16 protein-coding genes are annotated in these 12,155 nt (G+C 62.7%); 9 read left to right on the plus strand and 7 right to left on the minus strand.

All coding sequences use genetic code 11. The annotated features are described in order from the left end of the window. The first annotated feature begins 69 nt into the window (after positions 1-69). The 7 genes from metG to P0648_RS05650 all read left to right on the plus strand — a co-directional run bounded on the left by metG (position 70) and on the right by P0648_RS05650 (position 6,904). Positions 70-2,127: a methionine--tRNA ligase gene (gene metG, locus P0648_RS05620; protein ID WP_277505557.1), complete on the plus strand. Its 2,058-nt coding sequence runs from the start codon at positions 70-72 to the stop codon at positions 2,125-2,127. 50 nt (positions 2,128-2,177) lie between these two features. Beyond that, positions 2,178-2,375: a hypothetical protein gene (locus P0648_RS05625; RefSeq protein ID WP_276248249.1), complete on the plus strand. Its 198-nt coding sequence runs from the start codon at positions 2,178-2,180 to the stop codon at positions 2,373-2,375. Positions 2,376-2,417: 42 nt separating this feature from the next. After that, positions 2,418-4,172, plus strand: a complete 1,755-nt coding sequence (gene pyk, locus P0648_RS05630; RefSeq protein WP_277505560.1) for a pyruvate kinase — start codon at positions 2,418-2,420, stop codon at positions 4,170-4,172. A gap of 25 nt (positions 4,173-4,197) precedes the next feature. Next, on the plus strand, positions 4,198-4,359 hold the full coding sequence (locus tag P0648_RS05635) for a hypothetical protein (RefSeq protein ID WP_276248247.1): 162 nt from the start codon (positions 4,198-4,200) through the stop codon (positions 4,357-4,359). Positions 4,360-4,396: 37 nt separating this feature from the next. Then, a complete protein-coding gene (locus P0648_RS05640; RefSeq protein WP_276248246.1) occupies positions 4,397-4,960 on the plus strand; it encodes an NfeD family protein in 564 nt (187 codons plus the stop codon). 180 nt (positions 4,961-5,140) lie between these two features. After that, positions 5,141-6,232 carry an SPFH domain-containing protein gene (locus tag P0648_RS05645; RefSeq protein WP_369685104.1) on the plus strand — a complete coding sequence of 364 codons (1,092 nt, stop codon included), beginning with the start codon at positions 5,141-5,143 and terminating at the stop codon, positions 6,230-6,232. A gap of 51 nt (positions 6,233-6,283) precedes the next feature. Next, positions 6,284-6,904 (plus strand): winged helix-turn-helix transcriptional regulator, encoded by a 621-nt coding sequence (locus tag P0648_RS05650; protein WP_276248244.1) that lies wholly within the window; start codon positions 6,284-6,286, stop codon positions 6,902-6,904. Here P0648_RS05650 and P0648_RS05655 read toward each other — a convergent pair. Further along, positions 6,894-7,133, minus strand: a complete 240-nt coding sequence (locus tag P0648_RS05655; RefSeq protein ID WP_276248243.1) for a hypothetical protein — start codon at positions 7,131-7,133, stop codon at positions 6,894-6,896. The genes P0648_RS05650 and P0648_RS05655 overlap by 11 nt on opposite strands. Positions 7,134-7,371: 238 nt before the next feature. On the opposite strand from P0648_RS05655, the gene P0648_RS05660 reads away from it, so the two are divergent. Continuing rightward, complete coding sequence (locus P0648_RS05660) at positions 7,372-7,794, plus strand: TRAM domain-containing protein (protein ID WP_276248242.1); 423 nt, start codon at positions 7,372-7,374, stop codon at positions 7,792-7,794. 171 nt (positions 7,795-7,965) lie between these two features. Here P0648_RS05660 and P0648_RS05665 read toward each other — a convergent pair whose 3' ends face one another. Together P0648_RS05665 and P0648_RS05670 are read right to left on the minus strand one after the other, a co-directional pair. After that, on the minus strand, positions 7,966-8,346 hold the full coding sequence (locus P0648_RS05665) for a hypothetical protein (RefSeq protein WP_276248241.1): 381 nt from the start codon (positions 8,344-8,346) through the stop codon (positions 7,966-7,968). A 152-nt stretch (positions 8,347-8,498) separates the two neighbouring features. Beyond that, the gene (locus tag P0648_RS05670) at positions 8,499-8,705 is read right to left on the minus strand and encodes a hypothetical protein (protein ID WP_277505563.1); all 207 of its coding nucleotides are present in this window, start codon (positions 8,703-8,705) and stop codon (positions 8,499-8,501) included. Between the two features lie 121 nt (positions 8,706-8,826). Between P0648_RS05670 and P0648_RS05675 the strand changes: the two genes are divergently transcribed. Beyond that, positions 8,827-10,008, plus strand: a complete 1,182-nt coding sequence (locus tag P0648_RS05675; RefSeq protein WP_277505564.1) for an MFS transporter — start codon at positions 8,827-8,829, stop codon at positions 10,006-10,008. 32 nt (positions 10,009-10,040) lie between these two features. Here the strand turns inward: P0648_RS05675 and P0648_RS05680 are convergent, their stop codons facing one another. The 4 genes from P0648_RS05680 to P0648_RS05695 all read right to left on the minus strand — a co-directional run bounded on the left by P0648_RS05680 (position 10,041) and on the right by P0648_RS05695 (position 12,134). Next, on the minus strand, positions 10,041-10,688 hold the full coding sequence (locus P0648_RS05680; RefSeq protein WP_276248238.1) for a YkgJ family cysteine cluster protein: 648 nt from the start codon (positions 10,686-10,688) through the stop codon (positions 10,041-10,043). A 36-nt stretch (positions 10,689-10,724) separates the two neighbouring features. Next, positions 10,725-11,507, minus strand: a complete 783-nt coding sequence (locus tag P0648_RS05685; protein ID WP_277505566.1) for an MBL fold metallo-hydrolase — start codon at positions 11,505-11,507, stop codon at positions 10,725-10,727. Positions 11,508-11,543: 36 nt separating this feature from the next. After that, on the minus strand, positions 11,544-11,825 hold the full coding sequence (locus tag P0648_RS05690; RefSeq protein WP_277505568.1) for a helix-turn-helix domain-containing protein: 282 nt from the start codon (positions 11,823-11,825) through the stop codon (positions 11,544-11,546). Between the two features lie 144 nt (positions 11,826-11,969). Continuing rightward, positions 11,970-12,134 (minus strand): hypothetical protein, encoded by a 165-nt coding sequence (locus P0648_RS05695; RefSeq protein ID WP_277505569.1) that lies wholly within the window; start codon positions 12,132-12,134, stop codon positions 11,970-11,972. Positions 12,135-12,155: the final 21 nt, after the last annotated feature.

The following is a 12,155-nucleotide window of genomic DNA, read 5'->3' on the forward strand; positions in this document are numbered from 1 at the left end:
CCAACACCGACACATGACATACGACCGAAATCGGCGGGTTTTACACCGCCACGAGAGTGAGGATTGCATATGAGTCACGATTCGTTCCCGACGGACAACCAGGCCGTGGTGACCTGCGGGTTGCCCTACGCCAACGGCGACCTGCACATCGGCCACCTGCGAACCTACGTGGGCGGCGACATCTACTCGCGGGGCCTGCGCAAACTCGGCCAGCAGACGGCGTTCGTCTCCGGCTCTGACATGCACGGAACGCCCGTGGCGGTGAACGCCTGGAAAGAGGGTGTCACCCCCGAGGAGTTCGCGCTGCGCTTCCACGAGAAGTACGAGACGACGTTCCCGAAGTTCAACATCGCCTTCGACAACTACGGCCACACCCACGACGAGACCAATACGGAACTCACCCAGGAAATCGTCCGCAAACTGGACGAGGAGGGCTACATCTACGAGAAGGAGATTATGGTCGCGTGGGACCCAGAGGAAGACCAGGCGCTGCCCGACCGCTACGTCACGGGAACGTGTCCCTACTGTGGGGAAACCGCCCGCGGCGACGAGTGTGACGAGGGCTGTGGCCGCCATCTGGAACCCGGCGAAATCGAGAGCCCAACGAGCATCATCACCGGGAACCCGGCGGAGTACCGCTCCCGGCCGCACAAGTTCTTCAACCTGAACGAACTGCAGGAGTACCTTCAGGGATTCATCGACCGCTTAGAAGGCACCGACAACGCCCGCAACCAGCCACGCGAGTGGATCGAGGGCGAACTCCAGGACTGGTGTATCACCCGCGACATGGACTGGGGTATCGACTACCCGGGAGAAGGGGCCGAGGACCTCGTCCTCTACGTCTGGGTGGACGCGCCAATCGAGTACATCGCCTCGACGAAGCAGTACAGCGAGCGTGTCGGCACGGACGAGTACGACTGGGAGGAGACGTGGAAAGAGAGCGGCGAAATCATCCACGTCATTGGCCGCGACATCATCCAGCACCACACCATCTTCTGGCCGGCGATGCTCCACGGCGCAGGCTACAACGAACCGCGCGCCGTCATGGCGAGTGGCTTCGTGAACTTGGACGGCAAGGGCTTCTCGACCTCGCGTGGCCGGGCCGTCTGGGCCGACGAGTACCTCGCAGAGGGCTTCCACCCAGACTTGCTGCGATTCTACATCGCCACGGGCAGCCGCTTCCAGCAGGACATCAACTTTTCGTGGGAGCGCTTCCAGGAGCGCGTCAATTCGGAACTCGTGGGCACGGTCGGGAACTTCCTCTACCGCTCGCTGCTGTTCGCCCACCGCAACTACGAGGGCACGCCGGAGGCTGACCTCTCCGAGGAAGTCCGAGCGCGTATCGAGCAGGCCATCACCGAGTTCAGCGAGGGGCTGAACGACTACTCCATCCGGCAGGCGACCACCGCGGGCGTGCGCCTCGCCCAGTTCGGCAACGAGTACATCCAGCGCAACGAACCGTGGAAACTCACCGACGACGACCCCGAAAAAGCCGCACAGGTCATCTACGACTGTGTCCAGCTTTCGAAGGCGCTCGCCGTGCTCCTCGCACCCGCCCTCCCGGAGAAGGCGGAGAACCTCTGGAGCCAACTCGGCGAAGATGGCTCGGTTCACGACGTGGGCCTCGACGCCGCCCTCGACGCGCCGCAGGCCGACTTCGACGCGCCGAGCGAACTCTTCGAGAAGATTCCGGACGAGCGCGTCGAAGACCTGAACGCGAAACTCGACCAGCGCATCGCAGAAGCGACCGCAGACGACCCAGACGAAGACGACGATTCCGAAATGACCGAACTCGAACCCATCGCAGACGACCGCATCAGTTTCGACGACTTCCTCGCCCTCGACCTCCGCGTCGGGGAAATCGAACTCGCAGAGCCAATCGAGGGCTCCGACAAACTCGTCCGTCTCGAAGTGGACATCGGCCTCGAAACCCGCCAAATCGTCGCGGGCATCAAGGAACTGCACGACGTGGACGACCTCGTGGGCGAGCGTGTCATCATCGTCGCCAACTTAGAAAAGGCCGAACTGTTCGGCGTCGAATCCAACGGCATGCTACTTGCCGCAGGCGACCAGGCCGACCTGCTGACCACGCTCGGCGACGCGAAACCGGGCACGAAAATCGCGTAACTCGCGACTCGCGTCAGCACCTATTTGTTGGTTGATGGGATAGTTCGCGTATGTCCATCCGCCAAGCGATTGCCTTTCCCCGGCTCATCATCGTTGCATGTTTCGTCGCTATCATCCTCTCAGCCGTGGGACTCGGGATGCAGGTCGAATCTGCCGCGACGCTCCCGATTACCGACGTGGGCCTCGCCCTCGGCACCATCTGCATCTGTATCGCGCTCATCCACAACGCCTACACGAACCTGTGGTGACTCTCCCAAATTTTTTCGTTCGTCGTCTCCTCGCTTCGAGTAATGCGCAATGCGAAAATCGTCTGCACGCTCGGGCCCGCCTCTTCTGACCCCGGCGTCATCCGTGACCTCGCCGACGCGGGGATGTCCGTCGCCCGTTTGAACACGAGCCACGGTTCGACCGACGTGCGAAAGGACCTGATACAGACCGTCCAGCAGGTGGACGAAGCGACCGCGGAACCCGTCTCCGCGCTCCTCGACCTCGCCGGGCCGGAGGTCCGCACCGCACCCCTCGACGACCCTATCTTCCTCGAAACTGGGTCTACCATCGAGTTCTACGAGGGCGACGACGCCACTCCCGAGCGCGTCGGCCTCTCTGTGAGTATCGAGGGTGTCTCTGCGGGCGACCGCGTTCTCCTCGACGACGGGCGCATCGAGACGGTCGTCCAGTCGGTGGGCGAAGATACCGTCACCGCCCGCGTCGAAAGTGGCGGCGAACTCAAAGGCCGCAAGGGCGTGAACGTTCCCGGCGTCGATTTAGGCCTCGACGCGCTCACCGAGGACGACCGCCGCGAACTCGACCTCGCTGTCGAGGCGGGCGTCGACTTCGTCGCCGCGAGTTTCGTCGGGAACGCAGCGGACATCTACACCGTCCGCGAGGAACTCGAAAACCGCGGAGCGGCCATCCCCGTCATCGCGAAAATCGAACGCGCAGACGCGGTGGACAACCTCGAAGAAATCGTCGAAGCCGCCTACGGCATCATGGTCGCCCGCGGCGATTTAGGCGTCGAGTGCCCGATGGAGGACGTGCCAATCATCCAGAAGCGCATCATCCGCACCTGCCGTGAGGCGGGCGTGCCCGTCATCACGGCCACGGAGATGCTCGATTCGATGATTCACTCCCGGCGGCCAACCCGCGCCGAAGCCTCCGACGTGGCGAACGCCGTCCTCGACGGGACGGACGCCGTCATGCTCTCCGCCGAAACCGCCGTCGGCGACCATCCCGTGCGCGTGGTCGAAACGATGGACCGTATCATCCGCGAGGCCGAATCGAGCGACGACTACGTGGAGGGACGCGAACAGCGCATCCCGAAGGCTGGAGAATCTCGCGCCGAAGCCCTCTCGCGCTCCGCTCGCTACCTCGCCCGCGACGTCGGCGCGAGCGCGGTGGTCGTGGCCTCCGAATCCGGGTACACCGCGCTCAAGACGGCGAAGTTCCGTCCAGAGGTACCCGTCGTGGCCGCGACGCCGAACGACGTGGTTCGCCGCCAGCTCGCGCTCTCTGCGGGCGTCATCCCGCAGTACGTCGATTTGGGCGCGAGCGAAGGCGTCGGAACCATCATCGACCGCGCCGCACAGGCCGCCCTCGATGCAGGCGTCGCCGAAAGCGGAGACACCGTGGTCGTGGTGTCCGGCATGATGAGCGAACTCGAAGGCCGCTCGACGAACATGCTCAAGGTCCACGTCGCCGCCGAACCGATTGCGACGGGTCGCAGCGTTCACGTCGGCCGGGCGGTCGGTCCTGCGGTCACGCTGTCTTCGGGCGACCTCTCGTCGGTGAAACCGGGTTCCATCGTCGTGCTTCCCGACGAATTCGACGACCAGTTCGACGGCGACCTTTCGGTCATTGGTGGTATCGTCGCGAAACAGCCGGGATTGACAGGTTACCCGGCGCTCGTTGCGCGTGAACTGGACGTGCCGATGGTGAGTGACGCGGAACTCGCCGTCGCCGACGGGACGACAGTCACCCTCGATGCGGAACGCGGCGTCGTCTACGAGGGCAACGTCCTGCGCGGGCCGCGACGGGAGCCCTTTTGAGGCGGGGGCCACTAGTTGAGGGTATATGTCTGATGGCGACTGGAAATACGAACTCGAAGATCTGGAAGACGACGGGGAGACTGCAGTGGAGGATTTGACCCCAGGATCCCCGAAGCCAGAACACATCGCATTCGTCGTCCTCGGTGCGTTGCTCGCGCTGTTCGCCCTCTCTCGGTTGGTCCTGTAGGCCAAACGTTAATCCACAACGCCCGCCAAGATGGGGTATGGTAGAGCTGCTCGACCAGTCCCTCTCGCTGTTGCTCGTCGTCGCGGGCACGATTCTCGTCGTCGCAGAAGCGCTGGCTCCGGGTGCCCACTTCATCGTCCTCGGGGTCGCTCTGCTCGTGTCTGGGCTCATCGGCCTCGCCCTCGGGTCGGTCGTCGCCCCCGCCCTCATGCCGTTCGTCCTCGCCGCGCTCGTCCTCGGTACCGGCGGGGCCGCCCTCTGGGCGTACCGGAACCTCGATATCTACGGCGGCAAGGGGACTGGCCAGACGAGCGATTCGATGTCGCTCAAGGGCCAGACCGGCCGCGTGACGGAGACGGTGACGAACACCTCGGGCGAGGTGAAACTCGACGCCGGCGGCTTCAATCCCTTCTACGCCGCTCGTTCGGTCCACGGGACGATTCCAGAGGGAACTGAAATTATGGTCGTAGACCCCGGCGGCGGCAACGTCATCACCGTCGAATCGCTCGAAGTCATCGAAGACGACATCGACCGCGAACTCGCGAAAGGACGACAAGAAGCAGAACGCGTCGAAAAAGAGTCAGAATCGGACGCAATTTGAGCGCGAAACGGCGAAAAATACGGTAGTCGCGGGCAATTTTCGGAGGAACCCTTTTTAACCTACCCTTCTAGAGATTCACATATGCTCCCTGTAACCCCCCTCCAAGGACTGGGACCGAGCATCGGGCTCTCGATTGGAGCCATCGTGGCGCTCTTACTCGCCATCATCATCGTCTACCAGATGGTGGAAATCGTCAACGCGTACGAAAAACGCGCGCTGACGGTGTTCGGTGAGTACCGCCGCCTGCTCGAACCCGGTATCTCGTTCATTCCGCCGTTCGTCTCGCGGACCTACTCTTTCGACATGCGTACCCAGACGCTCGACGTCCCGCGTCAGGAAGCCATCACGCGCGACAACTCGCCTGTGACCGCGGACGCCGTCGTCTACATCAAGGTGATGGACGCGAAGAAGGCGTTCCTCGAAGTCGAAGACTACAAAACCGCCGTTTCCAACCTCGCCCAGACCACCCTCCGCGCCGTGCTGGGTGACATGGAACTCGACGAGACGCTGAACAAGCGTCAGGAAATCAACGCGCGCATCCGCCGCGAACTCGACGAACCCACCGACGAGTGGGGGATTCGCGTCGAGAGCGTCGAGGTGCGTGAGGTCAATCCGAGCGCCGACGTCCAGCAAGCGATGGAGCAACAGACCTCCGCCGAGCGTCGCCGTCGTGCGATGATTCTCGAAGCACAGGGTGAACGTCGCAGCGCCATCGAGCGCGCAGAGGGTGACAAGCAGTCGAACATCATCCGCGCGCAAGGTGCAAAACAGAGTCAGATTCTCGAAGCACAGGGTGACGCGATTTCGACCGTCCTGCGGGCAAAAGCCGCAGAATCGATGGGCGAGCGCGCCGTCATCGACAAGGGCCTCGAAACGCTCGAAGCCATCGGTCAGAGCGAATCGACTACCTTCGTCCTGCCCCAGGAACTCACCTCCCTGTTCTCCCGGTACGGCAAACACCTCACTGGCAGCGACGTTCAGGTCAGCGCAGACCAACTCTCCAGTCTCGACTTCGACGACGAGACCCGCGAGATGCTCGGCTTAGACGACATCGAGCAGATTCTCGGTGAAATCGACCAGGAAGCCGAAGTCGATATCGAAGCGATGGAAGAGGCTGCCCAGGCGGTCAAAGCCGGTTCCGCCGATATGCAGAGTATCGACAAGGCAATCGAAGAGATGGACTCGAAACTCGACAAGGACCTCGACAAGGACAAATCGAAACTCGAATCCGACGAGTCGGTGGAGAAGGAACCAGAAGCCGGCAGTGAGTGAGTCTCACACAAGCGAAGGCGTTTTATCGCAGAGCGCCTAATGCCTGTGCATATGTCTGGAGGCCAGAACGTCGACGAGAGCAAGCGAGCGACCCTCAAACGGTTCGCTGCGCTCGGTGCGGCGAGTCCGCTCGCCCGCCTCGTCGATTCCGGCCGGGACACGGGCGACAGCGACGCCCGCGAAGCCATCGCTGGCTACCTCGCGGCGACTCCGGGCGCGCACTTCTCGAAGATTCGAGACGACCTGAAACTCGGCACTGGCGAGACCCAACACCACCTCCGGCGACTGCTCGAAGCCGGGGCCGTCGAGAGTCGTCGCGACGGCGATTACAAGCGCTTTTTCCCCGCGAACCAGTTTTCGGACTTCGAGCAAGTCGCCCTCGGCTACCTCCGTCGGGACACGCCCCGAGGGATGCTCATCGCGCTCCTGCGCGACCCAGAAATCTCCGCGAGCTCGCTCGCAGATTCTCTCGACGTTTCGCGCCCAACCGTGAGCAAGTACGCCGCCGAACTGGAACGCGCAGGCGTCCTCTCGCGGGCCGACGGCTACGCGCTCGAAAAACCAGAAACCCTGCTCACGCTCCTTGTCCGCTACGCGAACTCCTTCGACGAGCAGGCCGCTGCCTTCGCTGCGGACGCGGCATCGCTGATTCGCTACGACCCTAAACGGTGACTTTCCAGGTCGTAGACGACGAGTAGCCCCACTTCTCGACGTGAATGTCGAACTCACCGTTCTCGATTGCGGTCATGTTCGTCCCGACCTCTTTGGCTGACATGCCGAGGTCCTTGCCGATGAGTCGCGATTTGAAGTAGGTCTTCGTTTGCCCGCGTTCGCGGAGGTACTGAAGGATGCGCCGTTGTTTTTCAGAGAGGTCGATTGCTGCTGCCGCGCTCGTGCTCATACCAATTCCTACGACAGACGGTACTTTAGCCGGTTTGGTACGACCGGTTAACACGCCGCAGTCGTGCGGTTTCATCCCCGTCGGTGCACATTCGACTCTCACCTCGCGTGTCCGTTGGTACAGCAGGTTAACGTCCACTTTCACCCGAGATTCACCGTGTCGTACGTGTTAGTCGGCTGAAACGGCGGCGGTACTTCTTTATCAGTTGCATACAATACCTCACGACGGAGGTTTACCCTTGGAGATTTCTGATAAGCTCTTGTGTCTGTTCAGCGCGGACGTGACGGTCACCGACGACAAGTACGTCGTCGAGATCCCACGTCGTGAAATTGAAACCGGCTCCATCGAAGCCGGCGAAACCTATCGCGTCGCACTCATCTCCCGCCACGAAGCGGAGGAGAGTTCCAGCAGCGACGCCGGTGAATCTGCGTCGTCCGGGTCTACGGTCTCGTCTGAGCCCCAGCCACCGGTCGAAATTGGTGAGATTCGCTACGTCGAAATCGAAGACATCGGCAAACAGGGTGACGGCATCGCGCGCGTCGAGCGCGGCTACGTCATCATCGTTCCGGGTGCCGAGGTCGGCGAACGCGTCAAAATCGAAGTGTCGGAAGTCAAGTCGAACTTCGCCGTCGGCGAAATCATCGACGACGACGTCCTCTGACCGCACCTTTTTCCGATTCGGGTGCGCGGAGCGCACCACTCATCGCAAAAACGTGCGCGAAAAAGGCCGAGAGCGATAAATCGCTCTCGGATGCAAACCTGTGAGCCACCGCACCGCGACCGCGCCGCACCGCAAACGCTAATCAGGGTTGCTATCGCCCAAAAATCAGCCTCAGTCTGAGGCTTCCATCTTCTTTACGCCCTCACCGGCAGCTTCGAGCGTCTGTTCGTAGCTTTCGCCGAGCGGGCTGAACTCCACGAGTTTCGTGCCGGCTTCGAGCGTCACGTTGTGTCCGGGTCTGATGTAATAGACTTCGCCAGCGGCGACCGTCTCCTCCTCGTCTGCGTACCTGAGGGTCAGCTGACCCTCGATGACGTAGCCGTAGTGTGGCGACTGGCAGCGACCGTCTGGCAGGTCCGCGAACATTTCGTCGGTGGTGACGTGCGCGTTGAAAATCTCGTAGCCGACGTTCATCTCACCGAGGTGCATCTCGTGGAGAATCATCTCCTCTGTCTCCACTTCGACTGGAATTGCCTCTATGTTCGAGTGCATTGGCTCTTCCCCAAGCTGAGAGAGGACGGCCAAATTCTTCGTTAGCATCCCACGACCCACGGATTTGACCTATTAAGCCGACCTGTCTCGAATCGGTGCAGAACGTCTCGGGGCGCGCGAGGAGTTGCAATCTCAGCAATCGAGACGTACTGTCACCTCGTCAGGACGGCGAACCAGAGCGTGAGAAAGGCGAGCGCGACGAGACCAAAGAGGGCGACCGTTCCAGCGATGCCGCCGATTCCGAGCGCGACGACGCCTGCTCCCATCGCCAGTAGAACCGCGAGGACAATGCCGACTCTGAATTTGAGATACGTCCCAATCAGACGGGTGTTCCAGAGGGCGTGAAGCGGGCCGCGCATACGCACCCATCTCGGGTGACGGGTAAAGGTGTTGTTCACCTGTCAGTGACGGGCGTCGAGCGTGTTCCGACAAAGGTGCCGCAACCCCCGAGGTTTTGTCGTCACCGACAGTTGATTCGCCATGACTTCCACGGCATCCGCTCGGCGTCCGTGGCTGGCGCTCGCGGGGTGTGCTATCGTTTCCATTGGATTCAACGCGTATCTGTTCGCCCCGGCGAGCATTCTTCCCTCGTTCGTCACCGCCTTCGACATCGACAAACCCACCGCGGGACTCGCAATCAGCGTCGTCTTTCTTGCGTGGGCGCTGTTCCAGATTCCGAGTGGCTTCCTGATGGACCGGTACGACAACCGCAGACTCGTGTTGGCCGGGGCAGTTCTGTTCCTCGGCGTCTCGGCAGCGAGTCTCGTTACGACGACGTATCCCGCGTTTCTCGCGACGCGATTCGTCGGCGGCATCGCGGCCGTGTTCCTCTGGACGGCGAACACCAACATCGTCAGCCAGTCGTTTCCCCCGCAACGTCGCGCTCTCGGAACGAGTCTGTTCGTCGCGAGCGCGCCCGCCGGGGTCACCCTCGCGCAGGCCGCCGGGCCGACGCTCGTGCCGTTTCTCGGCTGGCAAGGCGTCGTGGCGGTGTACGGCGTCGTCACCCTCTGTGGGCTCCCACTGTTCGTCTGGGCGCTCGACCAGCCAGTCAGAAACGAGTCGGCACTCTCGGCGGGGAACTTCGTCGCTGCGCTGGGGAACCGTCGCGTGCTGGCTATCGCACTCAGTAGTTTCTGTGCTTACTCGCTGTTCGTGTTTCTGAATTCGTGGATGCCGACCTACGCCACCGAAGTCGTCGGCGTAGACATCGCGGTCGCCGGCGCGCTCACCGCGCTGGTTCCCGCGATGGGGCTGGTCGCTCGGCCGGGCGGCGGCTGGCTCTCTGACCGGCTTGGCGGTCGTCGCCGGCCAGTGATCGTCGCGGCGTTCTTGCTCGTCGTGCCGGCACTCGTCGGTGCGGGGCTTTCCACGTCGGTGGTCGGCTTCGCGGCCGCGCTGTTACTCGCCGGTATCGGGTCCCAACTCGGCACGGGCGTCTTCTACGTCTTCGTCGAGGAGGTCGCCCCCACCGAGTCGGCGGGGACGAGTCTCTCGGTGCTCATGACGCTGTCCATCACCGGGTCGCTGGTCGCACCCGTCGCCGCTGGTTGGCTCGTCGAGACGCTCTCGTGGACGACGGCATTCGTCGTCGCCGGGTTGGTGGCGGCCTGTGGCATCGCCGCGGTTGCGCGCCTTCCCAAGAGCGCGACTGGACCCTGAACCGATTCACCGCCACCGCCTGCGACTCACCGCTACTCCTCGATTGGCGTCCCGTCCGCTCGCTTTGCGCCCTCTGAATCGTGGACGACAACGTCTTCGTCAGCAGGATTCGTGACGGCGTAGTTGTCGCGGACACCGACTGCCTCTTCGAGTTCACGGATGGCGCGTTCTTTGAGCGCCGCGGCCAGTTCTTCTGCCTCCGCTCGCGAGATGTCGCGGCCGAGCCCCTCGCATTCGTGGGCGCGGACCATTCCCTGCTGGTCTACGGCTTCGCCCATCGGCTGGCTGGTTCCGCCGAGCGCGACGCTGAACGGGTAGGTCTGGCAGATGAGCGGGCGGTCGTCGTGGATTGAGCAGGCTCCGACGCCGTCCTCCTCGACGTAAAACGAGCAGTCGCCACACCCGGTGGTCTGGATGGCCCACTCGAACGTCTCGCCCGCGCCCGCTTCGTCTAAACCGTAGGGCATCGGGCGGGCCACGTCGCGCCAGTCGTATTCGTGGGTCTGCTGGATGTCGCGCACTTCGTCGGGAAAAATCGTCGCGGTGTGGGGGTCCGCGTCGTCGGCTTTACAGCAGGCACCACACCGCGTACACTCGAAGCCGATTGACTCGATGGCGTCGGCTAGCTCGGAAATGGAGAGTGCTCGCGCATCTTCGAGTTCGGCTTCGAGACTTTGCACACGCTTGCTACCGCCCCGGCGCTGAAAAGCGCGTCGTCAGCGCGGGGTGGCCCGCGTGCCGTCCCACGAGAGCTTGTGCTCAACATCGAGTTTTTCGAGGTGCGCGGCGACCGTGCCCTCCGCGAGCGACCGCACCGCAGAGATGTCCTTGTCGTAGGCGGCGTCGGTGATGGCGTCGAGGGTGGTCGCCCCTTCACGGACCGCCGCGAGCACGCGCTTTTCGCGGTCGAGCCGGTGGCGGATGAGGCGTTCGCACGTCTCCCTGACGTTCTCGATGATCAGCCCGTGGCCGGGATAGAGTCGTGGAGGATTGCGGGCGGCGAGTCGCCGCAACGCCGTGAGGTAGGCGCGAACGTCGCCCTCGCCTGCCGCGACGACGACGCTCCCCTCCTGAACTGCGAGGTCGCCGGAGAAGATGCCGTGGTCGGTGGCGAGGGCGACGTGGTCACGGGCGTGGCCGGGCGTGTCGAGGACAGTCACTTCGTCTCGACTCTGCGTGGTGAGCGTCGTTCCCTCGACGAAGGTGTGGTCGGGGGCGATGCTCGTCGCCTGTTCGAAGGTGGTTTCACGCCCACGGCGTGCCCAGACGGTCGCACCGCACTCCTCGGCGTAAGCGGCCACCGCGCCGACGTGGTCCGGATGCGTGTGGGTTACGAGGACGTGTTCGACGCTTCGCTTTTCGACCTCTCGGTCGAGGTCGTCGCTCCGGGCGGCTGGATCTATGAGAATCGCGCCGTTCGTGCCGACGACGTAGGCGTTGGTCGCGCCTTCCGGGGCGTAGGTTGCGACGCTCACGGGGATGCAGGCGACGGGGTCCATACCCCAAAAACGGTGTGGATGACGAAAAGACTGGGTTCAGTTCTCGAGCGTGTAGACTTGCTTGCGCGCGTCGTGGAAGGAGTACCGCGAGTTCACGAGGTCGACCTCTTCGAGTCGATTCAGCGCGTAGCGGACGGTGCGGTCTGGCAGCAGCGATTCGTCCGCGAGTTGTCCCTGCGAGAGCGGTGCCTGTCCTTCGAGGACTTTCGCGACGAGTTTCGCGCTCGGTGGGAGCTCACGAAGCCGCTCGCGGAAGTCGGGGTCTGCCAACGGTGAGTCTTCGGCTGTGCGAGTACGTTCCTTGGTGGTCGTGCTCATACCACCTGCTCTCGGGAGGTCATTGGTAAATGTTGTCTCTAAACACCTCCAAATAATAGGGATGCATAAGTGCGTATAATCATCCTTAAAACATAGAAATTTGACTGGTTTGCACCAGGTTCAACGATCGGGCGTAATCACCGTTCAGGCACGCTTCGCCAGGTCTACGTGCGGGTCGTCGCCGTGACGACGGTACTGGCCGAGTGGCGCGTTGCACCCGGGACAGTGGATGACTACGAGGCGCGGACGCTCGTGGCGGATGAGCTGGTCTGCGGTGTATTCGTTGCCGCAATGGCTACAGGTCGTCATTCCTACCATGTACTTTGGTAG

It is taken from the genome of Haladaptatus sp. DYSN1 (assembly GCF_029489995.1).
GTDB lineage: Archaea > Halobacteriota > Halobacteria > Halobacteriales > Halococcaceae > QDMS2.

Coding starts and splice junctions, on each gene's coding strand:
- pyk (WP_277505560.1), top strand. CDS start 2,418: ATGCGCAATGCGAAAATCGTCTGCACGCTCGGGCCCGCCTCTTCTGAC.
- P0648_RS05655 (WP_276248243.1), bottom strand. CDS start 7,133: ATGAGCACGAGCGCGGCAGCAGCAATCGACCTCTCTGAAAAACAACGG.
- P0648_RS05625 (WP_276248249.1), top strand. CDS start 2,178: ATGTCCATCCGCCAAGCGATTGCCTTTCCCCGGCTCATCATCGTTGCA.
- P0648_RS05690 (WP_277505568.1), bottom strand. CDS start 11,825: ATGAGCACGACCACCAAGGAACGTACTCGCACAGCCGAAGACTCACCG.
- metG (WP_277505557.1), top strand. CDS start 70: ATGAGTCACGATTCGTTCCCGACGGACAACCAGGCCGTGGTGACCTGC.
- P0648_RS05670 (WP_277505563.1), bottom strand. CDS start 8,705: ATGCGCGGCCCGCTTCACGCCCTCTGGAACACCCGTCTGATTGGGACG.
- P0648_RS05635 (WP_276248247.1), top strand. CDS start 4,198: ATGTCTGATGGCGACTGGAAATACGAACTCGAAGATCTGGAAGACGAC.
- P0648_RS05645 (WP_369685104.1), top strand. CDS start 5,141: ATGGTGGAAATCGTCAACGCGTACGAAAAACGCGCGCTGACGGTGTTC.
- P0648_RS05685 (WP_277505566.1), bottom strand. CDS start 11,507: ATGGACCCCGTCGCCTGCATCCCCGTGAGCGTCGCAACCTACGCCCCG.
- P0648_RS05665 (WP_276248241.1), bottom strand. CDS start 8,346: ATGCACTCGAACATAGAGGCAATTCCAGTCGAAGTGGAGACAGAGGAG.
- P0648_RS05650 (WP_276248244.1), top strand. CDS start 6,284: ATGTCTGGAGGCCAGAACGTCGACGAGAGCAAGCGAGCGACCCTCAAA.
- P0648_RS05695 (WP_277505569.1), bottom strand. CDS start 12,134: ATGACGACCTGTAGCCATTGCGGCAACGAATACACCGCAGACCAGCTC.
- P0648_RS05640 (WP_276248246.1), top strand. CDS start 4,397: ATGGTAGAGCTGCTCGACCAGTCCCTCTCGCTGTTGCTCGTCGTCGCG.
- P0648_RS05675 (WP_277505564.1), top strand. CDS start 8,827: ATGACTTCCACGGCATCCGCTCGGCGTCCGTGGCTGGCGCTCGCGGGG.